The following is a 21,964-nucleotide window of genomic DNA, read 5'->3' on the forward strand; positions in this document are numbered from 1 at the left end:
AAGATGGAGCGCGGTCCGGCCTTGCCCGGATGGGGATCCTCCGGTGCGGCCCCTTTCATGGAGGTCGGGTTGGCCCGTGGGAGAGGAAGAACCTATATTGGGAGCAGGATGAGACGCGCCTTTCGGGTCATTGAGCGCCTATTGGCGTGCAGCGCCGCCCTGTCGGGGCTGTTCCTCGTGAACGTCTGGAGCAAACCCGCGGGCCATACGGGAGAGGTGGCGGTGCGGGTGAACCGGCCGGCATCCTGCCGCCCCGCACCCTCCCGAACCCCCCTCCTGCTCTCCCGAGCCCTGGTGGACTGCCGCCAGCGGTGGCCCCGTCCCCTTTTCGACCGAACCGCCTCGGCCGTGGACGAAGTTTCCCGAACCCACGGGTATTCGCCCGACTTCGTCCTCAGCGTGATCAAGCACGAGAGCACCTTTCAGGTGGGCGCCGTCTCCCCGAAGGGAGCCGTGGGACTCATGCAGCTGCTTCCCGCGACGGCACGGTCCGTCGCCTCCAAGGAGGGGATCGACCTCGACGGGGCGAGCCTCTTCGACCCCGCGCTCAATATCCGGCTGGGATTCGCGTACCTCAAGTCGCTCGAGGAATCCTATGGGACCGTGGACGCCGCCCTGGTCGTCTACAACGCGGGCCCCCAGGCTCTGAAGCGGGGCGGAGAGGACGGCCTTCCCCGAAAGGCCTACCGCCGCGACATCGAGGAGACGCGAAGGACCTACGCGCTGTGGTTGAAAAGCCCCTGAAATGGAGCGGACCGCCCTCCGGGACTCGCCCCGGAGGATCCTGCGGACTATTCTTAAGGGCTACGAGGAGGCCGTCGCATGTCCGAGACCTTTGAGAGCCGCGTCCGCGAAGTCATCGCTCGAATCCGGCCGGCGTTGCAGATGGACGGTGGAGACATCGAGATCGTGGAGATCCAGGAGCCGAACCTCAAGGTCAGGCTGGTGGGGGCCTGTCACGGCTGTCCAGGAGCCGTCTACACGCTCTATCAAGGGGTCTACGGCGAACTCAAGCGGACCATCCCCGAATTCGGGGAGTTGGTTGCGGTCTGACGCCCCTCCGGCCCCCCTTGGGGCGGAGACCCGCAAGGCCCTGCTGGCCCTTGCCCGAGAGGCCATCCGGGTCTATGTGACGGAGGGCCGGAAGCTCCGGCCCGGACAGGATTTCCCGATCGTGGCCCCCCACCCCCGGGGGGCCTTCGTGACCCTGAAGACCCGGGAGGGAGACCTGCGGGGATGCATCGGCACCGTCCTGCCCGCCGGCTCCCTCGACGCCACCGTCGCCCGCATGGCGGTCAGCGCCGCCGTGGAGGACCCCCGGTTTCCACCGGTAAAGACCCGGGACTTGACACGGATCCGCCTGGAAATCAGCGCGCTCACGGTTCCGGAGCCCGTGCCGGATGAGGAGTCCGTCGAAGTGGGCCGCCACGGCCTCATCGTCCGCCTGGGAAACCGTACTGGCCTTCTTCTCCCCCAGGTGGCCGTCGATTGGGGCTGGAGCCGAGAGGAATTTCTGAGGCAGGTCTGCCTGAAGGCAGGCCTGCCGCCCCGCGCGTGGAGGGCCCCGGGTACGGTCCTGGAGAGGTTCGAGGCCGAGGTCTGGGGGGAGGAGCCCTGATCCGCCTCCTCCCGGCCGAACGCCCTAGCGCGTTGTGGAATCGAGCTTCATCGTATCTTTGCTTTTGACGTCCAGGGCCTTGCCGTCCCCTGAAAGGAACTTTCCCCGCACATCGTTCACGAGGGTCAGGACCCGGTGGGCTCGGATCGAGGAGGCATCCTCGGGCAACCACAGATCCTCCGTGACCTCCGTTCGGATCGTGCCGACGAACTGGGGGACCTTGAGGTCCTTCACGACCAGGGATGCGCGGAGGTGTGAGCAGGGCATCCCGTCCCAGGTTTCCGGACCCAGGTAGGTCATGGTTCCCTCGAAGTTTGTGGGTGCGGGCCCCGCATCGCCCTCGGCTCCGGACGCCAGCATCCGGGCCAGGACCTCCGGTTTCAGGGTCCACGACTCCCCCGGTCTCACGGGCCGTCCGGGGCCGAACGCCTCATCCGGGTGGAGCGCCTTGGGCGGTGCAAAGGCCTGAGAAAGCAACCCTTCGGCCTCTTTGGCCATGACCTTGCCATCCTTGCGCGTGAAGCGAACCTTGCCGGAGGGGAAGGAGATCCCGAGGTCCGCCCCGTCCAGACCCAGCGCCATCTCCTCTCCGTCGAGCAGAAGCCGTGCCTTTGCGACGGACAGAACGAGGAGCGTCGGCTGCCCCATGGAGTCGACGGACACGACCTTGACGGTGCCCGACAGGTCGAGCCCGAACTCCTGACTCTGGCCCGATGTGGATTCCCCGATTCCCGTGGTCCCCTTGCTATGCCCCTCGAGGCGCAGGGCCAACTCGTAGCTCTGTCCCCTCGAAAGCGGTCGGTGGAGGACAAGGACCTTCGCCTCTCCAGACGAAGGTTCCGTACCCTGGGCCCAATGGGCGGCGCCCATCAGGAGGAAGAGAAGCAGCCAGGCAGCGCGTTTCATCGAGTCTCCTTTTCCACTGGGGGGCGCCCGAATGCCTGCCGCCGGCCCCCCCCGGCGGCGGCTTCACCTTTTCAAATTCTGATCCCGGCGTCAAGGCGTGGGAAAGGGAAGAAATCGTCCGGTCCAGGGGTTATCTCATTGCACGTCGGTCAGTATGAATTGGCGAGGTCCGCATCAGTCTTGCTCGAGAAAGAGGAGGGGTGTCGAAAACCATGGCCCAGTTCGCTCCCGACCCCGCGACCGATGCTCCCGAAAGCCTGCTCCTTGGACCCGAGTTCACCCGGACGCTGCTGGGGGCCATTCCTTGCGGCATGCTCCTCATGGACGAGGAAAGGCGCGTTCTCGCGGTCAACGACGTGCTCGAAAAGGCGCTGGGAGTTCCGGCGAACCGACTCCTTGGCATGAGAGGGGGCGGGGCGCTGGGGTGTGTGTACGCTCGCCGTCTCGAGTCGTGCGGAGATGCAGAGGCGTGCAGGTCTTGCGATGTTCTGAGACTCGCCGAAGTGGCGCTCCAGGAAGGGAGGACCCAGCGGACCCGGGCCCGACTTCAGGTGGTCCTCGGTGGAAAGGTCCAAGACCTGGAGCTTCACTTGAGCGCTTCTCCGTTCATCCACCGGAGCCGGAAATACGTCATGGTGCTGATCGAGGACCTCTCCCGGCTGGTGCGATTGAAGCAGGCCCCCAGGGAAGAGGGCTTTCACGGGATGATCGGGAAGGACCCCCAAATGGAGGGCCTGTTCGAGGCCATCCGCGTGGTGGCGCGCCTTCCTGTTCCGGTGCTGGTGCACGGCGAAAGCGGCGTGGGAAAAGAACTTGTGGCGGTGGCCATCCACAAGGAGAGCCCGAGAGCCCTCCGGCACATCGTCCCCGTGAACTGCGGGGTGCTCACCGACGGCCTGCTTGAAAGCGAGCTGTTCGGGCACGTCCGGGGCGCCTTCACGGGAGCCATTCGGGACAAGAAGGGCCGCTTCGAACTGGCCGACGGCGGGACCATCTTCCTCGACGAAATCGGGGAACTCAGTCCGGCCATGCAAGTCAAGCTCTTGCGGGTCCTTCAGGATGGAAGCTTTGAGCGCGTGGGGGGGGAGCACACGACGCGCGTGGACGTCCGCGTCATCTGCGCCACCAACCGCAACTTGGAGCGGGAGGTCGCCCAGGGTCGCTTCCGGGCGGACCTGTACTACCGCCTCGCCGTGGTTCCCATCCAGGTGCCTCCCCTGCGCCACCGCCGGGAGGACATCCCGGTCCTCGCCCGACACTTGCTCGAGAGGATCTGCTCCGAGCACGGCCACCCGCCGGCCAGAATCTCGGCGGAGGCGCTGGATCGTCTGCAGGCCCACGACTGGCCGGGCAACGTGCGGGAGCTGGAAAACGCCCTGCATTTCGCGCTGGTTCAGTCCCGCGGGGCGGACCTTGAAGTCCGCCATCTGCCCGGTACCGTGAGAGGGCCCGCGGAGGTGGAACTCTTGCGCGGGGCGGTGCGGCGCAGAAGGCCGCTGGCCCGCCTGGCGGTTTCGGAGGCCCTGCTCTCGTGCGGTGGGAACAAGGTGCTGGCGGCTCGAAAGCTGGGAGTGAGCCGGGCCACACTCTATCGGTTTCTCGAACGCAACACCTAGGTTGCTGGCTGGGTTGCACTCGAGTCTGTCTCGGTGTCTCGATGTCTCGTCCCCAAGGGATCCAAATGGACACCTTCCAACAATCGGATGGGCCCCGAGGGCTCAGGCCCGAACCCTTATGTGCGGCGGGGATGGATGGCGAACCCGGCGGTTCGGCCATCTGTACGGGCGACGTATCGGCCGTTGGAGCTGAAGATGCGAAGTTCTTGTTTTGCACCCCGTTACGAGGCGCCCTGATTAATGGCAACTAGTTTGCTAAGGATAAGGCCAGGCCTTAGGGAGGGCGGAATGCGATCGGAGTGCAGGCAGCACGTGGAGGCCGTTCTGGAAGTGTCCCGCAGGCTTCTGGAGCTGGCCGACTGGGGCGGGCCCGAAGAAGGGGGCGACGCCTGCCTCGTGTTCGACGCCATCGCCCGAGACTGCGCCTACAAAATCCGCAACGCCGCGGAGGCCTTCATGGCCCGCAGCGACGATTACCAAGTTGAAGCCAGCTAACGCGGCGGCCGCCGAGGATCCGCACGGACTCGCGGCGATGGGGCTCAGCCGCAGGGATGGAGAGGTTGACATGAGCGACCGGCGAATCGGTTTCGAAGCGTTTCGGAAGGTGGCCTGCACGGTGTCCTCCCTTTGCCTGTTTCTGATCGGGGGGCTGGCCGCGTGGGCCCGTGCGCCGCTGACGATCGTGGTGAGGGACCCGGCGGGGAACAACGTGAGCGGGTTCCGCTACCTCATCGAGGAAGACACCACGGAGCATACGGTTCCGGGCCTGCCCGTGACGGACAGCATCGGGACGGTGGTGCACAAGAGCTACGCCCCCGTGGTGGCGAAGGGGACCTCCATTTTCCACACGGTCTCCGTTCCCGGGCTTCCCGACGACATGCGGTTCGTCGTGTCCGTCCTTCCGGCCGCCGACTACAGCATCAGCGGCCAGCTCGTGGACATCGGCCAGAATACCGTCTACGTCACGGTGGAGCCCCTTCCGCTGGAAACGTCCCAGATCTTCCTGTTTTGTTTCGTAGATCACAACACGATCAACAACGTGCCCGACGCCGGCGAGCCGGGCCTGGGGCACTTCAGCGTGGTTCTCGCCGACTACGCCGGCCCCGTGAGCGTGGACGCCTTCGGAAATCCCCTGGGGACCACCTATCAGTACAATCCGGACGGCACCCCCGTGCTGGACGTGGACGGAAACCCGGTGCCGGACCAGATCGGCACGGGGTCCGTCACGACCATCGGCGAGGACGAAGTCAACGATCCCCTCCTGAACCCGTACGGTCTCCAGGTCGGTGAGGCCCTCATCAAGTATCTCCCCCAGGGCAAGTACGGGGTCATCATCATTCCCGAGGACGCCACCAACTGGATTCAGACGGCCACCATCGAAGGAACGCCCACCGTCGACGCCTGGGTGCGGGCGGGAGAGCCCCAGTTCTTCACCGAAGGGTGGGGCCCCGGCTCCTGGCACTGCTTCTTCGGTTTCGTAAACCCGGACGCCACGGGCCCCGTGGAGCCCAAATTGCCCTGGCTGGCGACTCCTCCCGCCGGCACCGGTTCCCTGCACGGTTATCTCCGGTACAACCACTTCGGCGCGCCGCCCTCCAACCAGCAGTTCGCGGTGGGCGAGCCCGTCGGGGAGGCCTGGATCGGCCTGAACGACCCGGCCACCGGTCAGGGCCTGTATGCCGCCCCCTGCAACCCCGACACGGGCGAATTCTCGATCACGGGGATCCCGCCGGGAACCTATCAGCTGGTCTGGTGGGACATCCCCCTCGACGCGCTCTTCGGCTTCCAGTCCGTGGTCGTGCCCGCCGGAGGGGGAGGGACCGGAGAGGCCGTGGAGCTCGGGAACGTGCTCGCCTTCCGGTGGTTCGGCAACTACGAAGGAAGCGTCTTCTGGGACGACGGAGGCCCCACCCACATTCCCGGGCACATCGGAAACGGCTTCCGGGATCCCGAAGAATTGGGCATCGACAACCAGGCGGTCCTCCTGCGCTTTCGCAACGGCATGATCTATCAAGCCCAGGCCACGGATGCCGTCGGCAACTTCCAGTTCTCCGAGGTCTTTCCCTTCTTCAAGTGGCTCGTCGCCGAGGTGGACTACACCCGCTACAAGCCAACAGGGGTGACGAACGTCGTGGACGCCGGAGGCGCCTTCGGTCCCCACCAGGGATGGGATTACCCCTCCTTCGACAAGCTGACGCCCAGGCCTCAGGTCGATCCGCCCAACTGGCCCTACGGTTCGGCTCCTTCCACGGTCCCCGTGAACAACCCGAACACGGGGAACAACCTCTCCACGACGGAAACCGGGCCCGTTCTCACCCAGGCCATCCAGCTTTTCCTGAACCAGTCCAACTACTCCGACTATGGAAAGGTTCTGTACGGACCCGGTGAAAACGGGGGCATCAGCGGCATCGTCTACTACGCAACCACCCGCGCGGAGAACGACCCCCGCTGGGCCGCCGGGGAAGACTGGGAGCCGGGAGTCCCGAGGGTTCAGTTGGCCCTCTACCTGGATGCCAACATCGACGCGGTCATCGACGACTTGAACGGCAGCGGGGCCCCCGACCTGGCCGACGTGGACAATTACCCCTTCGGGTGGGCCGACGGGGGCACCCAGGGCAGCGAGGACGTGGACCGCCACCCGGCCGATCCCCTCTTCAACCCTGGGGACGCCGTCCAGATCGCCACCTCCGATTCCTGGGACGACAACATGCCCACGGGGTGCGGCCAGACGCTGCCCATCATCCACGGGAATCCTGCCCGGGAATGCTTCGACAACTACGGAACGTGGAACCAGATCCGCCCCGGCGTCTTCGACGGCGGATTCGCCTTCGGGGATTACTTCCCCGCCGGCCTGGCCAACGCCCTTCCGGGCGACCAGCCGGTCCCCCTTCCGCGCGGAATGTACATCGTGGAAGCGGCCACCCCTCCGGGGTACACCCTCCTGAAGGAAGAGGACAAGAACGTGGATTACGGGGACAGCTACGTTCCCCCGACGCAGGACCTTGTCCCCGCCATCTGCGTGGGAACCGCGGCCAATCTCCCGAGCTCCTTCGAGGGTCTCTCCATTCCGTACATCGTTCCCCCGGAGCTGGCGCTCTTCCCTGGAATCCCCGCCCCCTACGCGGGCACCGAAAGGCCCCTGTGCAACCTCAAGCAGGTCCGGCTCACCGACGCCTCCAACGCGCCCGTCAACTTCTTCGTCCTGACGGAAGTGCCCAAGGCGGCGCGGGCCGTGGGCTTCGTGAACAACGACCTCACGGCGGAATTCAACGCGGCGAGCCCGAACTTCGGGGAGAAATCGGCGCCCTCCTGGCTGCCCCTCTCCTTCCAGGACTGGAACGGTGTGGAAATCGCCCGGGTTTACACGGACGAGTGGGGCGCCTACAACGCCATGCTCCCCTCCACCTTTACGGTCAACGCGCCCACTCCATCGGGCGTGGCGCCCCACATGGTCACCGTGGTCCTGAACCACCCCCTCATGCAGGATCCGGCTTTTCCGGGTGACCCCACGAAAAAGATCCTGGACCCCCACTGGGACCCCAACTTCGCGCAGGTCTCGTGGACCCTCCACTATTACCCCGGTTCGGTGACCTATCTGGACACCCCCATCGTCCCCATCGCGGCCATGGTCGGCTATCCCTATCGGAACCTCGATGTGGAAGCCCCGGCGGGAACGCCCGGCATCGCCTCGGTGAACGGGGACGCGCCCGGAGGAGGCCCCGTCGTCTGCGACACGGGCGGGACCATCACGGTCGCCTCGAAGGGCCTCGTGAGCGTGCCCAACCCGCTCTACGATCCAAACCTGCCCGCCGGCCCCGGGAACGAGACCACGGTGCAGAGGGACTACGGGTTCGGACCCTACGACCCCGGCTTCAGCCTGATCACTTTGGGCGGGGTGCCCCTGACCGTCGTGAGCTGGACCGATTCGACCATTGAGGCGACGGTCCCGGCCTCTTCGACCACGGGGCAGCTCCTGGTCACTCGGGCCGACACGGGGCGAACCTCCACCACGGGCCTGACCTTGCACGTCATCGACTGCGTGAACGACTGCGTTTTGCGCGTCCCCTCCCAGTACGCCACCATCCAGGCCGCCATCGACGCCGCCGCCGACGGGTGTCTCATCCTCGTGGCGCCCGGCGTGTACAACGAGAATCCCATCGTCTACAAGCCCGTGACGGTCCAGGGCTCGGGGATGGACAATACGATCCTCAACGCCCAGCCCCTTTCCGTGGACGCGCTGACCGCCTGGCACGCCAAGGTGGTCTCCATCCTGGGGGCGGACCCCTTCGTCGCCACGGAGGCCCCGGGTTTCATGGTGTTCGGCAACGCGCCGGGTCATCCCTTCTCGGCCGGGCAGACGGCCCATATCGACGGATTCCAGGTGACGGGCGCCATCACCGGAGGCGGGGTCGCGATCGACACCCTGGCCCATTACACCGAGATCAGCAACATGAAGATCCGCGGGAACCAGGGCATGTTCGCCGGGGGGATCTCCCTCGGCCGCAACGACCAGGTCACCAGCAACACGAACGTGTCCATCCACCACTGCGAGATCGCGAAGAACGGCGGCGTGGACGGAGCGGGCGGCATCGCCATTTTCACCGGACAGGACGGATACTCCATCACCGACAACCTCATCTCCGGCAACCTCTCCCGCTTCAACGGCGGCGGCATCCTCCACGAGGGGCTCAGCGACGGCGGCACCATCGCCCGCAACCGGATCACATTCAACGAGGTCTTTTCCGGCCTCCAGATCGGCGGCGAGGGCGGGGGCCTGTGGCTCGGTGGTCCCGGCGTGGGCGGCGCGCTCGGAACGGGCGCCGGTGACGTGACGGTGGACTCCAACCTCTTCCAGGGGAACATCGCCGGTGCGGGGAAGGGGGGCGCCATCCGCGTCATGGGCTTCAACGGGGCCGACGTGGAGGCCGCGCCGACGACCCCCGGGTCCTGGTACCAGCTCCGGATTCACAACAACATCATCGCCAACAACGTGGCGGCCCACTCCGGCGCGGGGATCATCCTTCAGGACGCGGCCCGGGCGGACCTCACGAACAACACCATCGCCCACAACGACAGCACGGCCACGGCCATCACGGCCTTTGGCGCCGGGCAGACGGTCTCCACCCCCAGGGCATCGGGCCTCGTGGCTGCCTACCACAGCCTGGCCCTGCGAAGCATCCCCGGCTTCACCCAGACCTATTCGAACCCGCTCTTGGAGGACTGCATCCTCTGGGAAAACCGGTCCTGGTACTACGACCCGACGGCCAATGCCGGTGCGGGGGGCCTGCTGGCCAACCCCGCCGGGCTTTACCAGGATCTCTTCGTGGAAGACGCTCCCTCCCCGGAGGTCCTGGATCCTCAGTACTGCGTCCTCACGAGCACCACGGGCTACGCCGCCACGAACACCTCCGGCGATCCCATGTTCGTCACGCCGTACTTCAATGCCCTGGCCGCCGCGGCGGTTCTCGACGAAGGCGGCACGCACATCTCCGTCCGCTTCGACCCCATCTATCCCTCCGCGGGGGACTACCACCTCTCCACCACCGCGTCCTCGGCCTTCAACCTGGGCCGCAGCTCCTCCTGGACCCCCGGGGTGGGCTACTCGGTTCCCGAACTGGCCCAGGACTTCGACGGGCAGGTCCGTCCCCGCTTCTTCTACCCCGATGCGGGAGCAGACGAATTGCATCCCGCCTTCCTCCCGCTGGCCAACCTCCAGGTTTCCCTCACGGCCTTCCCCGATCCCGTGGCCGTGGGCCAGCCCTTGACGCTGACCGTGACCGTCACGAACTCCGGCCCCAATGGCGCCGACGGTGTGGTGGCCGTCACCGAACTTCCCGGCGGGGCGGGCCTGATCCACGCCGCCTCCTCCAAGGGAACCCTCCGGATGGGTTCTGCGGACGGGATCCGCGGACCGCTCGCGCCCGGGGAATCCGTGGTGGCGGCCGACGTGGGCTCCCTGGCCCCCGGCGAGGTGGCGGTAGTGGTCCTTACGATCACCCCTTCGGCCCCCGGACCCGTGCCCACAACGAGCACCGTGGAAGGCGCCGTCCAGGAGGCGGACCCCGTGGACAACACCGCTTCCGCCGCGCCCGAGGCCATGCCGGATGCGGACGGCGACGCGGCCTACGACGCCATCGACTGCCGGCCCGCCGACCCGTCGGTCTGGTCCGCACCGGGTGTGGCGAGGTTCCTCGCCCTGTCCGGTTCGGCCTCCACCGACTTCACCTGGAGCGCCCCTTCGGCGCCGGGATCCGTCGCCGTCACCTACGATCTCGTCCGGAGCCTCACCGCCTCTGACTTCTCATCCGCGGCGTGCGTGGCCTCCGCGCTCACCGCACCCGGTGCCACGATTTCCGAAAGCCCCGCCGCGGGTCAGGTCTTCTACTACGTCGTGAGGACGCGGAACCTCTGCGGACTCGCCCCCAACGTGGGACAGGGCTGTCCGTGAGCGCAGACAAAGCGAGAAAGGGAGAGACCCCCATGCGAGGAAGGAAGATCTGGCTGTCGGCCCTGGTCCTCGGGCTCCTGCTCCTGGCGGGGGCACAGGCGGCCAAGGCCCACGTCTTCGTGCAATGCCCCCCCGATACGGACGGGGTGGACACGGATGGAGACGGCATCGTCAACAACGACTACGTGTGCTACCACCTCTCCGGAGGGGACGGATACGTCCGGATGGCGGACGGGCTGGACATGTACGCCTTCGGCTTTTCCGACCTGACAGGCATCAACGATGATTCGGCCCTCATCGTCGGGAGGCTCGCCGCGGAGACCCCCGCCCCGCCCCTCGTCTTCCGCGAAGGCCAGAAGGTCTTTCTGACCCTGACCAACACGGGGATGTTCATGCGCCCCGACCTCTTCGATCCCCACAGCGTCCACTTCCACGGCTTCCCCAACGCCGCCGTGATTTTCGACGGCGAGCCCATGGCTTCCATCTCCATCAACATGAGCGAGTCCCTGACCTACTACTACAACCTGGTGGAGCCGGGCACCTTCATGTACCACTGCCACGTGGAAGCCACCGAGCACATGCAGATGGGCATGCTGGGCATCCTGTACGTGCGGCCCAGGCAGGACATGCTGCCGGCCGGGACGACCTTCTCCAACGGGTTTGTCCACCAGGCGGGGTACAAGTACGCCTACAACGACGAGGACGGCTCCACCTACTACGACGTGGATTTCCCCATCCAGGTGACCTCATTCGACCCCCGCTTCCACTGGTCCAGCGAAAACGTCCAGCCTCTGGACTTCGCGTACATGCACGACACGTACCCCATGATCAACGGCCGAGGGTATCCGGACACCGTGAACACGGGAAACATCCTCAATAACGCAGGCAGGCCTTCCCAGAAAGTGAACGCCCTGGTGACCGCCACCCAGGGCCAGAAGGTCCTGCTCCGGATCTCCAGCCTGGCCACCGGGGAGTTCTACACGGTCGGCATCGCCGGAATCCCCATGACGGTCGTCGGCCAGGGGGCCAGGCTTCTGCGCGGCCCCGATCCGGACGGCCCGGGGCCCCTTCTCGGCAAGAACCTCTACTACACGACCCAGTCCTTGACCCTCGGTGGGGGCCAATCCGTGGACGTGATCCTGGACACCGCCGGGGTTCCCGCCGGGACCTACTGCCTGTACGGGACCAACCTGAACCAGCTGAGCAACGACAACGAGGACTTCGGCGGAATGATGACCGAGATCCGGATCACGCCGTGAGGCTTGGACGGGCGTCGGATCCCTCGGAAGGGAGCGAAGGACCATGATGAACACGATTACCCATGGAATGCCGAAGCGATCGGGCTTCCGGGCGCTCCGGTGGGCGGCGGCCGTGGCGGCGGTGTGCGGGTACGCCGCCGCCACCCAGGCGGCCATCCCCGGACTCACGGGGCCGAACTTCAGTCTGGCCACCCGGGATGGCTACATCAGCACGGCGGACGGGGGCAGCGTCTACATGTGGGGGTTCGCGCAAAGCGGGGGCGTCATGCAGTTCCCCGGGCCGACCCTCATCGTGGAGCAGGGACAGCTGGTCACCGTGACCCTCGAGAACACGCTGACGGTGCCCACCTCCATCCTCTTTCCGGGGCAGGAAGGCGTGGAGGCCGTCGGGGGCACCCCGGGCCTACTGACCCAGGAGGCCGCCGCTTCGGGAGGGACGGTCACCTACCGATTCGTGGCTTCCCGGCCGGGGACCTACACCTATTACAGCGGGACCAGCCCCGAACTCCAGGTGGAAATGGGGCTCGTGGGCGCGCTCATCGTCCGTCCCCAAGGCCAGCCCAACTGGGCCTATGGCCACCCCGACACGGCCTTCGACCACGAGTACCTTTTCGTCCTGAGCGACATGGATGTGGACGTTCACAACCGGGTCGAGTTCGGGCAAGCCGTGGACAACACCAAATGGTGGCCCGTCTACTGGTTCATCAATGGGCGGACCGGCCCCGACACCATGGCGGCCGACGGGGTTCCGTGGCTTCCTCACCAGCCCTACTCGTGCCTGCCTCGCATGCACCCGGAGGACGTGGTTCTCCTTCGGGTCATCGGGACGGGCCACGACGCCCACCCCTACCACACCCATGGAAACAACCACCTCCTGATCGCCCGGAACGCGCGCCTGTTGGAAAGCGCACCCGGCGCGGGTCCGGATCTCGCCGAATCGAACTTCACCATGTCGGTCCACCCCGGAGAAACCTACGACGCCCTGTTCACCTGGACGGGATACGGACTGGGTTGGGACGTGTACGGCCACACCCTGGGCGTGATCAACCCCGACGCCAACAAGGCGCTTCAAAGCCATGAACTCTACGCCCAATCCGCCCTTGCGGCGCCGTTGGCCTCCGGCGACACCACGATGACCCTCCCCGCCGGGGAAGGCCGCAAATACCCCTACGGATTCCGGGCCATCCTCTGGGATCCGGCCTTTCCCACGCCGGACCACGATCCGAACCGTGAGGTCGTCCTCCTGAGCCACCCGGGGACCTCCGACACCTTCACGATCCTGAGGGCCCAGGAGGGCACGGCGGCTCAGAACTGGGCGGCGGGCACGATCCTCGCCCACACGGATCACGGCGTTCCGGTTCCGGTGGTCCTGCCTGCCCAGCAATCCCTTACCTTCGGCATGTTCTACAGCGGCAGCCCGAACCTCGGCAGCGCCGGCGCCCTTCCACCCGGAGACGGGGGGTTCAACGCAAACGGCGGCCTCTATTTCATGTGGCACTCCCACAACGAGAGGGAGATCGTGAACTTCGACCTCTTCCCGGGAGGCATGCTCACCATGGCCGTGGTGGAGCCCCCCGGCGTGGCCATCCCTTGAGCGGGCGAGAGAAAGGGAGGAGATGAACCCAATGAAGAGAAGGACCCTTTCCCGAACGCTGTCCTGGGCCGCTCTGTTCGCGCTGGCCCTTGTTAGCCAGGCCGCGCGCGCGGAGACCTATTACCTGCGAGCCGCCCAGACCACCCTGAGTCTTCCCGGAGGGGCCACGACCCCCATGTGGGGCTTCGCCCTGGACAGCGGAGCCGCGGTGGACGATGGAACCGTCACCGTTCCCGGCCCGAGGCTCACGGTGTCCCCGGGCCAGTCCCTGACGGTCGTCTTGAAAAACCGCCTGCCCGCCTCCATCCCGGGTGTGACCACCGATGTCTCCATCCTCATCCCCGGGGTTGTTCCGGACGCCGACCTCAATCCCGTAAGAAACGCGGGAGGCCGCATCACGTCCTTCACGCAAGTGACCACCCCCGGCAACAATGGAACCTACACGTGGAGCAACCTGCCCCCCGGCACCTACCTCTACCACAGCGGCACGCACCCCCAGGTCCAGGTCCAGATGGGGCTCTACGGCGCCGTGACAAAGGACAGCGCCGCCGGTGAGGCCTACCCTGGCGTCTTCTATGACCAGGATCTCCTCCTTCTCTTCAGCGAAGTGGATCTGACGCTCCACGCCTCCGTGGACGGAGGCACCTACGGAACGGCGCCGGCTCCCACGAGCACCATGTACTACAAGCCCTCGTATTTCTTGATCAATGGCAAACCCTTTCCGGAAGTCCCTCCCGTTCCGGCCTTCTCGGCGGGGGATCAGGTACTCGTCCGGCTGGTCAACGCCGGTATCGAGACCCACGTTCCGCTCTTCCAGGGCCTTTACGTGCGCCAGGTCGCGGAAACCGGCAACAAGTTGACCTATCCTCGCGATACCTACAGCGTGGTCCTGGGAGCGGGAACGACGGCGGATGCCCTGCTCCTTGGTCCCTCGAGCCAGCTGGGGGGGTGCACCTTCCCGGTTTTCGACCGGGCCATGAACCTGACCAACGCCGCGGCTACGGGGGGCGGGATGCTCACCTACTTGAGCCTGACGGCTGGAGGCCCGCCTCCTCCGCGAGTCGGCGACACCCTCATGGCCGTACAGGGCCCCGGCACGGTCACGCTCACCTGGACGGACATTCCGGAGGCCAACTTCTACAGGGTCTACTCCAGCACCACACCGGGACCGGCTGATTTTACAAACCTCCAAGCCGTTGTCTCGTCCGGGGCCGTGGGTGCCACTCTTTCGCTTCCGCCCGAGCCGCTGGTATTCTTCCAGGTAACGGGATGCGTGACGTGCGGGGCGGAAGGCCCCCAAAAGTAATCCCGACGGAGACCCATGAACCCTACACCCAGAGCTCTTGACCTGGACCGCGGGCCGGAGGAAGTCGGAATCTTCCGGCCCGCCGCGTATTTGCTCTTCCTCCTCGCCCTTGCGGCGGCCCTCGCCTGCGGTGTCCGGAAGCCCCCCGCCGAAGCGCAAGACTACCGGGCACTCCTTGGGATCGAGGTGGAATCCCTGCGCCTGAGCGCCTCGGACATGGTCGTGGACATGCGGTACCGGGTCCTCGACGCCGCCAAGGCCCAGGCCGTGCACAAGAAGGGCCTCACCATTTCCCTCATCGATGAGGCCACCCACTCCGTGCTCAAGGTCCCCAGCCCCGCCTACGTCGGGCCTCTCCGCCAGCGATCCGACAGGATCCAGGAGGGGAAGGTCTACTTCATGCTTTTCGCCAACGGCGGCCGCGTCGTGAAGTCCGGCAACCGCGTGACGCTGGTCCTCGGGGACGTTCGGATTCCGGGCCTGACCGTGGAGTGACGGAAAAGGGGAGCCTTCGAAAACGAGGGGGGCGGCCACCGGCCGCCCCTGTTTCGTTGCAAGAGAAACCCCGCGGGAGCTACTTCCTGCGGTAGGTGATCTCCATCATCCTGAATTCTTTCCCGTCGGGACCGACGTCGTACATTTCCATCACGTGCGTGTCGGCGTCCACGATTTTCAGGACGCTTCGGGTCCGTTTGACCTTGCCCGTCAAGGGGTCGGGATAGGTCTCCACCGAGTTCAGCACTTTCCCCGTGGCGTCGAGGGAAGCTTCGCTGGTCATCATTCCCGTGCTCATGGAGTCGATCCAGAGCCCCGTGAACTTCTGGAAGGTGTTGTCAAATCCGGTCAGGCCCAAGCCCTCGAACGTCTGGCCCATGACCGAGCCCGTAAACTTCTGATGAAGATAGCGCCCCCCGAAGATCATGGTGTTTTCGGAGATTCCCTCGGAAACCTCCGGCTCGCCGGGTCCCATCCAACTCTTTACCGTGGCCTTGAAGGTGCCCACGAGCTGGGCGAGGAAGGCGTGGCCCGGCCCCGGCTGGGCGGCCTTTGCATAGGCCTCCATCATGGCCTGCATCTCCTGGGAGGGCGCGGGTGGCGCTTGACCCTCCTTCTCTTGGGCGCGGGCGGGGGCCGAAACGAGGGCGGCGGCGAGGATCGCGCCGGCGGCGAAGCGGATGACCATAGGTCTCATTGGATTTCTCCTTTGGGCGGCTTGTGCCTGCTCTGTAAAACGGGAAAAACAACGCATTATTCTCCAGTCCCGGAGGCGAATTCCCCGAGGGCGCGAAAGAGAAAGTCGAAGGTCTCTCCATCCACTTGAACGCGCAAGGATGCGCCTCGGGTCACGGCGTATTCGACATAGCCGGGAACCTCACAGGAGCCGTGGCAGTCGGAGGCGTTGGACGGAGACTCGCGGCCGGAGTTCCGGTCGCGCCAGGACAGGCAGGTGCATTCGCCCAGGAGCGATTGGGCCACGGAGCCCGCCAGACGTCGGGCCAGGTCAAAATCGGCTGCCGGCTCCCCGGTCTCGATGCGCATCGTTCGCATGGGGCCCTCCAAAACAGTATGGCGCCGTTCCGCCCCGGGGCGAAAGGGCCCGTTCCACGACGGAGGGGGCCCTCCGGGGAAGAACCAGGGGGGGCTCTACGGTCAAAAAAAGGGGCCCCCGAAGGGGCCCCGTCCAGTCAGAAAGAGGAGGTAAGTTCAGGGCTTCTCGTCGGAGGAGGGGGCGGAAGACGGGGTGGTGTTCCACCAGGTCCCGCCCGGACCGTAGTAGTTGACGAGGTGGTCTGCCAGCTTCACCTCGTCGGCCGTACCGAAGAGGGAGTTGGTCCAGTCGCTGATGACGGGCGTGTCCTGCCAGATCCGGACGTTGCCCCGGTGGCACGCGGTGGCGCAGGCGTTGGGGTTGCCCGTCGCGGTGGCCGAGATCCGCGAGGTCTGGAAGGCGATGGTGTCCTCGGGCCGTGCCGGGTGGAAGCTGTGGTTCACCTGCCGGGCCATGTGGCACGAAACGCAGTTGCCCAGGCCCATATCGCGGTCTTCCATGTACGGGTGGTGGGAATGTTCCTCGGTCTTGGAGCGGATGAGCTCGAAATTCGCGTCGTAGTCCTTGATCATCTGCTTGGTCATGCCGGCGAAGTCGCCGTAACCCGCGTGGCAGGACAGGCAGAAGCTCGGGTTGTGGACGCTGGCGGGGATGTCCGTGACCCCGCTTCGGGTGATCTTGTCGCGGACCTGGGCCGGGTTGCTCGTCTCCGCATGGCTGTTGTGGCAGTCGTTGCACGCAATGCCGTGGCTGCCGGTGTAGTGCGCGCTGCTCATGTACGAATCGATGCGCTCGTACTGGTAGTTGATACCGTCCGGCCACTTGACCGCCTTGGAAAGCTGGTAACTGGAAAGGGCGGCGGGCGGGTTGCTCATGAAGTAGCCCTTATTGTTCACCTCGTCGAAGGGGAATCCCCAGACCTTGTTCGGCGTGGAGGTGACCTGCACGTGGCACTGGAGGCAGGTGGCGCTCCTCTGCTGGTTGTTGGCGATGTCCTTGGGGTTCACGATCTTGGACGGGTCGCCGCCGGCGAGGATGTGGGCCGATCCGGGACCGTGGCAGCTCTCGCAACCGATGTTGGCGAGATCGGGAAGTCCGTCACCATCCAGGTCGGGGTAGTTCGGGCTGTTCTCTGGAACCAAGGAAGCCGGGAAGGGGTTCACGACGTATTCCCCGGCGGCCGTCACCCTGGCCACCCGGACTCCCGTGATGTGGCACCCCGAGCAGTTCTTCAGGTAGTTCTGTCCCTGAAGGGGAACCAGTGCGGCGCTGGTGAGGCCTGGAGCGTACTTGGGGGTGCTCCCGGTGTACCAGTTCGACAGGTTGCTCGAATAAGCCGACCCGGACCAGGAGAAGGGTCCGAAGTAGATGGCGCTGCTAAAACCCGTGGGGCTGTCGCTCACGGGGATGCGGACCATGTACCGCTGTCCGTTCGTGGCGGACATCCCGGCCCACGTGGCCACCACCTGGAGCTGGAGTCCTCCGGGACCGAGCTGGATCCAGTAGGTGTCGTTGGCGGCGTTGTAGGAAAGGATGGGGGCATTGGGTTTGGCGGAATCCAAAGCCGAGGAGATCGCGTTGAAATCGAGCCCCTGCATGAAATCGTCCATGCCGTTCTTGTCGTAGTCGGCGAGGATGCCCTCCCCCGGCTGGAGGGAGTACATGCCCATGGGCTTGCGGAGGGCGTGAGAGTGGTTGGTGTGGCGCCACTCCACCGAATCCCCGTAGGATCCGTGACACGCCAGACAGAACTCCGAGCCCACCATGGTGCCCGCCTGGAGCTGGGCCTTCGTGTAGTACCGAAGGAGGGTCTTCTCGAGGCTCCCATCCCGCTGGGGGGGGACCTGAACGGGACCCGACGCGCCCTTGGCCCGAGAGCCGGCCAGAACGGCCACCGCGGAAGCGGCCACGACGACAGCGATCCAAATGCGGATGTGCTTCATGCAACCCTCCTTACGCTCTAGAAAACCCTGCCCTTCACCGGGTGAGGCGGTCCGGCCGGCGGTCCTGCCCCCGGTCACCTTCAACGCCTACCAAGTTACTTGGCGCAGGGGGCTTCGACAAGGTTTGCTGAGAGCGAAGCGGGCCGTGGGGGGATATCGCGCAGTTTGCCATGATGCGCTAGAGGCTTAAATTCATAGACAACTGGAATCTATGAGTAATTTAGTATAAGAAGGAAGCCTGGAGCACCAGGCGTGCCAATGCGCCATATACCCCTATTGTACCAAGTGATGTAGATGTGGAAGTCGGACCACGGGGGAGGAGCAAGAAGCCTCCCGCGGCGAAAGGGGGAGCCCCGGTTTTCCCTATTCGTCGAACAGCACCGCGCTTCGGTTCGAGCCGTGAACCGCCGTGTGGCAGTTCAGGCAGTTCCGATACCGAGGGCGTGCCAGGTTGTGAAAGGAGGGGACGCGGGTGTGGCACTCCAGACAAAGGTCTGCGGCTTGGCGGCGAAGGAGGAGCCGGGGGTTCGCGGACCCGTGGGGGGTGTGGCAGGAAAGACAGGCGGAGAGGCGCTGGGGCGGATGCGGAAAGACGAAGGGTCCGGCCTTCTCCGAATGGCAATCGAGGCAGACGCCTCCGTCCTGACCCTGGGTCAGGCGTCCCCGTGCCGACAGCCCGTGGACGTCGTGGCAAGCCGTGCAGTCCATAGCCCCGGGACCCTCTCGGTGAGCGTACGGGAGCCGGAAGGCCGCCGCCTCGGCCCGGTGGCAGGAGGCGCACAATTCCCTGGGCGAGGCGGAGAGGAGGGGCTCGGCGGCCGCTGGTTTCATGTGTCCTGCGGCGTGGCAGTCCGAGCAGGCGATGCCCGTCCTCTCGTGGCCGGGTGTCGCGAGGGCTACGGACCCCAGCCGGTCCCCGTGGCAGGTCAGGCAGGCGGACGGACCGGGAACCCTGCGAACGTTCTCGGCGGAAGGTTCTTCGAGGTGGGCGGGCGTGGGACGGTGGCAGGCGGCGCAGGCCGAGGCCAGGACTTCCGGAGAGCGCGCCGCCATGGCGGCGCCGTGGGCCGTCCCCGCAAAGGCCTGGGTGACTTCTTCATGACAGGCGGCGCAGTCCTCCAGGGAGGGCGCTTTCTCCTGGGCCGCGGAGAATCTCGCCGCCAGGACGGCGGCCACCAGTCCGATCAGCCAGGCGAAACGAAGGGCCTTCATCAGAACCTCCACCCGAAGACGATGCCGTACCGAGTAACCTGGAAATCATCCTGAGAACTCCGGTCCTCATCGTACTCGCGCCGCTGAGCGAACACCGAAACGCGCGTGCCCTTGGGGCCTTGGACGGTGGCGCGCGCGTCGCCGATCCACGACGAGGACGGCCAGGTGTGCCCCGAATCCTTCACGCGGAGGATGGAGCCGTCCAGGGAGAGCCTGCCGACGGTAAAGTAGCCGCGAAGACCGACGGTCCAAAGGCCCAGGTCGTAGATCGAAAGGTCGGCCGCGCGGTCGGGCAGGACAATGTCGGTCCGAGAGCGGAGTCGGTTGCGATCCACTTCCAGAGCCACCCCTCCCCGGCCCTTGGGGTCGTCCCAGGCCACCGAGGCCCCGAAAGCGTCGCTCCGACCGTCGAGTCCGCTTTGAGAGGCGGGGGCATCGGTCCGTTCGAAGCGTCCGTGGAGGGAGAAGGACCATCCGCTGTCGAGCCTGGACCGCAGGCGCAGGGTGAGGCGGTCCACCGTTTCGGGGTCGACCCTCAAGACGTACCGCTCGAAGGTGCCTCGCTCGTATTCGCCGCTCAGGGTCAGCCGTCGGCCGGCGCGCCAGGAAGCCCCCAGGCGGTATCCCGATGAATCCCGGTCCGCCGAGCGAAGGCCGCCGTCGGTCGTGCGCCTCCAATCCACGGCTCTGCTTCCGCCGAAAACCGCCCCCCAGGCTCCGAACCGACGTCCTTCATAGGCGGCCTCCAGGGACGCGGAGCGATCCGTCACGTCGAAGAACCCCCGCTCGTCCACGGGAACCGAAAAGTCCAGGCCGGGGATTCCGGGAAAGCCCACGTGAAGGAGCGACCGTCCGACCAGGTCCGAATCGGACTGGGACTTCCGGTAAGCCCCCCGAAGGCGAAGGGACCAGGCGTCGGTCAGCCGGTAGGCGGCCCGTAGGTCGCCCGCGAGGGTGTCCTGGGAAGCCGACCCCACGAGCTCGTCGAGGTAGGCGATCTGGCCCGTGGAGCCGCCGGCGATGTCGAAGGTCCGCCAGGTTGAGCCGGCCGCGTCCAGATCCGAACGACTGTACAGGAAGGTCCCCGCCACGTCCCACCGATCATTGCGGTAGAAGGCGCCGAGCCGGGAAGTGGGAACGTCGATCTCGTCCTTGCGGGAGGTCTCCAGCCGGGAGAGGAGGTCGGGGTCCGTGCCCGAAAGATCCCGCCCGCCCAGAGGGCGCCACCGGTTCTCCCGCTCGAAGGCGCCCAGACTCTGCTCGAAAAAGAGGCGCACGGGAAGGGTCCGGGTCTCCACGCGCAGGGTGACTTCCCGGTAGGATTCATCGAGGTCCACCCGCATCGGATAGAGCTCGTTGAGTCCGTACAAAACCCGGTCCACCTGCCCGTCCCGCTTCGAGTGGCGTAGCCCCAGCGCGATCCGGGCTGCATTCCAGCCGTCGTAGACCGCCTCGGCGCTCCATCGCTCGATCGTCCACCGGTCCGCCCGATGGTCCTCGGGCGGCTCCATGAGGGAAAAGACCGAGGCGCGACCGTCGTATCCCAGGTTGAATCGCCACGTGCGGGCCGGGGCAAAGACAAGCCTCGCATGGTGGTCCGGCTCCGGGTCACCCAGGCTCCAGGCCTTCAGGGAGAAGCGGGGCGCGGCCCCGGGAGCGGGGCGCCATTCAAGAAGGAGGTTCTCCAGGAAAGCTCCCTCTCCCTGGTTGTACTGGGTTGAAAAGCTCGAGAGGCTGCCCCCCTCGTTGAGCCACGCGTGGCCCGCCGCCACATCGCCCGAGAACCCCTGGGCGGCCACCCGCGAAGCCCCCAGCAGGAGGGCGGCCAGGCCCAAGCCAACGCCAAGACGGTCTTTTTTGCCCACGCCACACTCCTTAATGCCGTCGCCGAGACATCGGCTTACACCTAGTATGACAGTATGCTTAACCGGCTTCCTCTGGAAATGCAACCCGCCGTCGCGACTGGGGCATTTCCCCAAACAAGGTGGCCTCGAAAGAAAGGGGTCGTGCCATCCAACCCGAAGATCAAGTCCCTTTGCTTGACGGAGTGGGCTCCATATGAATTGCGCCATTTGCCCCTTTTCGCACGGTGCGCCCCCCCTCCTTTGGGGTACCCACCCCCCCGATGGGGAATGAGGTCCTTCGAAATACAATATGGGGCACCTTGCCCTGACCGGGCCATGCATGAAGCCAGCACATCCCCCACGCGGCGAGTTTTGATGGCGTGGGCGGGAATGGCCTGGAGCTTCCAGCCGGGTCTTGCTTCGAAGCAGCCCCGGCGGGTGGCCCTTCGAAAGACGACCGGATGGCCGCCCTTCGAATCCCTCTCCAAAACCGTCCTGTGCGGGATGCCTTCGAAGAAGCCCTCTGGCGGAGGACCCCTTGAAGGTTGGATTCCTTTCGAGCCCCGCTAGGAGCCTCGCTCGCGTCGGAGTCCGCTCGCTGCGTTCCAAGCGGGGCTGCGAAAGCCGGCCCAAGGAATCCTCCGCGGACGCTCCGGCTGCGAACGCTCC

General features: G+C 65.9%; 16 protein-coding genes. 10 read left to right on the forward strand and 6 right to left on the reverse strand.

Features of this window, described 5'->3' with window-relative positions; all coding sequences use genetic code 11:
* Window positions 1–108 precede the first annotated feature (108 nt).
* The 3 genes from AB1824_02900 (at window position 109) to amrA (ending at window position 1,618) form a co-directional block, all read left to right on the forward strand.
* The gene (locus AB1824_02900; protein MEW5763902.1) at window positions 109–744 is read left to right on the forward strand and encodes a transglycosylase SLT domain-containing protein; all 636 of its coding nucleotides are present in this window, start codon (window positions 109–111) and stop codon (window positions 742–744) included.
* 78 nt (window positions 745–822) lie between these two features.
* On the forward strand, window positions 823–1,053 hold the full coding sequence (locus AB1824_02905) for a NifU family protein (GenBank protein MEW5763903.1): 231 nt from the start codon (window positions 823–825) through the stop codon (window positions 1,051–1,053).
* On the forward strand, window positions 1,043–1,618 hold the full coding sequence (amrA, locus tag AB1824_02910; protein ID MEW5763904.1) for an AmmeMemoRadiSam system protein A: 576 nt from the start codon (window positions 1,043–1,045) through the stop codon (window positions 1,616–1,618). Before AB1824_02905 ends, amrA begins: the two co-directional genes overlap by 11 nt.
* 24 nt (window positions 1,619–1,642) lie before the next feature.
* Here the strand turns inward: amrA and AB1824_02915 are convergent, their stop codons facing one another.
* Complete coding sequence (locus AB1824_02915) at window positions 1,643–2,524, reverse strand: hypothetical protein (GenBank protein ID MEW5763905.1); 882 nt, start codon at window positions 2,522–2,524, stop codon at window positions 1,643–1,645.
* A gap of 212 nt (window positions 2,525–2,736) precedes the next feature.
* Between AB1824_02915 and AB1824_02920 the strand changes: the two genes are divergently transcribed.
* From AB1824_02920 to AB1824_02950, 7 genes are all read left to right on the forward strand, one after another.
* Window positions 2,737–4,140 carry a sigma-54 dependent transcriptional regulator gene (locus tag AB1824_02920; protein ID MEW5763906.1) on the forward strand — a complete coding sequence of 468 codons (1,404 nt, stop codon included), beginning with the start codon at window positions 2,737–2,739 and terminating at the stop codon, window positions 4,138–4,140.
* A 288-nt stretch (window positions 4,141–4,428) separates the two neighbouring features.
* Window positions 4,429–4,635, forward strand: coding sequence for a hypothetical protein (locus tag AB1824_02925; GenBank protein MEW5763907.1), 207 nt, complete (start codon window positions 4,429–4,431; stop codon window positions 4,633–4,635).
* Window positions 4,636–4,705: 70 nt separating this feature from the next.
* Window positions 4,706–10,588, forward strand: a complete 5,883-nt coding sequence (locus AB1824_02930) for a right-handed parallel beta-helix repeat-containing protein (GenBank protein MEW5763908.1) — start codon at window positions 4,706–4,708, stop codon at window positions 10,586–10,588.
* Window positions 10,589–10,620: 32 nt separating this feature from the next.
* Window positions 10,621–11,847 (forward strand): multicopper oxidase domain-containing protein, encoded by a 1,227-nt coding sequence (locus tag AB1824_02935; protein ID MEW5763909.1) that lies wholly within the window; start codon window positions 10,621–10,623, stop codon window positions 11,845–11,847.
* A 43-nt stretch (window positions 11,848–11,890) separates the two neighbouring features.
* The gene (locus tag AB1824_02940) at window positions 11,891–13,441 is read left to right on the forward strand and encodes a multicopper oxidase domain-containing protein (GenBank protein MEW5763910.1); all 1,551 of its coding nucleotides are present in this window, start codon (window positions 11,891–11,893) and stop codon (window positions 13,439–13,441) included.
* Between the two features lie 31 nt (window positions 13,442–13,472).
* Window positions 13,473–14,747, forward strand: a complete 1,275-nt coding sequence (locus AB1824_02945) for a multicopper oxidase domain-containing protein (protein ID MEW5763911.1) — start codon at window positions 13,473–13,475, stop codon at window positions 14,745–14,747.
* Between the two features lie 15 nt (window positions 14,748–14,762).
* Window positions 14,763–15,242, forward strand: coding sequence for a hypothetical protein (locus AB1824_02950; protein ID MEW5763912.1), 480 nt, complete (start codon window positions 14,763–14,765; stop codon window positions 15,240–15,242).
* Between the two features lie 79 nt (window positions 15,243–15,321).
* Here AB1824_02950 and AB1824_02955 read toward each other — a convergent pair whose 3' ends face one another.
* The 5 genes from AB1824_02955 to AB1824_02975 all read right to left on the reverse strand — a co-directional run bounded on the left by AB1824_02955 (window position 15,322) and on the right by AB1824_02975 (window position 21,316).
* Entirely contained in the window at window positions 15,322–15,939 is a 618-nt protein-coding gene (locus AB1824_02955) for a DUF1579 domain-containing protein (GenBank protein MEW5763913.1), read from the reverse strand.
* A 56-nt stretch (window positions 15,940–15,995) separates the two neighbouring features.
* Window positions 15,996–16,295, reverse strand: a complete 300-nt coding sequence (locus AB1824_02960) for an AF1514 family protein (protein MEW5763914.1) — start codon at window positions 16,293–16,295, stop codon at window positions 15,996–15,998.
* A gap of 156 nt (window positions 16,296–16,451) precedes the next feature.
* Window positions 16,452–18,239, reverse strand: a complete 1,788-nt coding sequence (locus AB1824_02965; GenBank protein MEW5763915.1) for a hypothetical protein — start codon at window positions 18,237–18,239, stop codon at window positions 16,452–16,454.
* Between the two features lie 363 nt (window positions 18,240–18,602).
* Window positions 18,603–19,451: a cytochrome c3 family protein gene (locus tag AB1824_02970; protein ID MEW5763916.1), complete on the reverse strand. Its 849-nt coding sequence runs from the start codon at window positions 19,449–19,451 to the stop codon at window positions 18,603–18,605.
* Window positions 19,451–21,316: a hypothetical protein gene (locus tag AB1824_02975; protein MEW5763917.1), complete on the reverse strand. Its 1,866-nt coding sequence runs from the start codon at window positions 21,314–21,316 to the stop codon at window positions 19,451–19,453. The genes AB1824_02970 and AB1824_02975 overlap by 1 nt, the downstream gene beginning before the upstream one ends.
* Window positions 21,317–21,964: the final 648 nt, after the last annotated feature.

The organism is Acidobacteriota bacterium (genome assembly GCA_040752915.1).
Taxonomy (GTDB): Bacteria; Acidobacteriota; UBA4820; order UBA4820; family DSQY01; genus JBFLVU01.

Coding starts and splice junctions, on each gene's coding strand:
- AB1824_02900 (MEW5763902.1), top strand. CDS start 109: ATGAGACGCGCCTTTCGGGTCATTGAGCGCCTATTGGCGTGCAGCGCC.
- AB1824_02905 (MEW5763903.1), top strand. CDS start 823: ATGTCCGAGACCTTTGAGAGCCGCGTCCGCGAAGTCATCGCTCGAATC.
- AB1824_02915 (MEW5763905.1), bottom strand. CDS start 2,524: ATGAAACGCGCTGCCTGGCTGCTTCTCTTCCTCCTGATGGGCGCCGCC.
- AB1824_02920 (MEW5763906.1), top strand. CDS start 2,737: ATGGCCCAGTTCGCTCCCGACCCCGCGACCGATGCTCCCGAAAGCCTG.
- AB1824_02925 (MEW5763907.1), top strand. CDS start 4,429: ATGCGATCGGAGTGCAGGCAGCACGTGGAGGCCGTTCTGGAAGTGTCC.
- AB1824_02930 (MEW5763908.1), top strand. CDS start 4,706: ATGAGCGACCGGCGAATCGGTTTCGAAGCGTTTCGGAAGGTGGCCTGC.
- AB1824_02935 (MEW5763909.1), top strand. CDS start 10,621: ATGCGAGGAAGGAAGATCTGGCTGTCGGCCCTGGTCCTCGGGCTCCTG.
- AB1824_02940 (MEW5763910.1), top strand. CDS start 11,891: ATGATGAACACGATTACCCATGGAATGCCGAAGCGATCGGGCTTCCGG.
- AB1824_02945 (MEW5763911.1), top strand. CDS start 13,473: ATGAAGAGAAGGACCCTTTCCCGAACGCTGTCCTGGGCCGCTCTGTTC.
- AB1824_02950 (MEW5763912.1), top strand. CDS start 14,763: ATGAACCCTACACCCAGAGCTCTTGACCTGGACCGCGGGCCGGAGGAA.
- AB1824_02955 (MEW5763913.1), bottom strand. CDS start 15,939: ATGAGACCTATGGTCATCCGCTTCGCCGCCGGCGCGATCCTCGCCGCC.
- AB1824_02960 (MEW5763914.1), bottom strand. CDS start 16,295: ATGCGAACGATGCGCATCGAGACCGGGGAGCCGGCAGCCGATTTTGAC.
- AB1824_02965 (MEW5763915.1), bottom strand. CDS start 18,239: ATGAAGCACATCCGCATTTGGATCGCTGTCGTCGTGGCCGCTTCCGCG.
- AB1824_02970 (MEW5763916.1), bottom strand. CDS start 19,451: ATGAAGGCCCTTCGTTTCGCCTGGCTGATCGGACTGGTGGCCGCCGTC.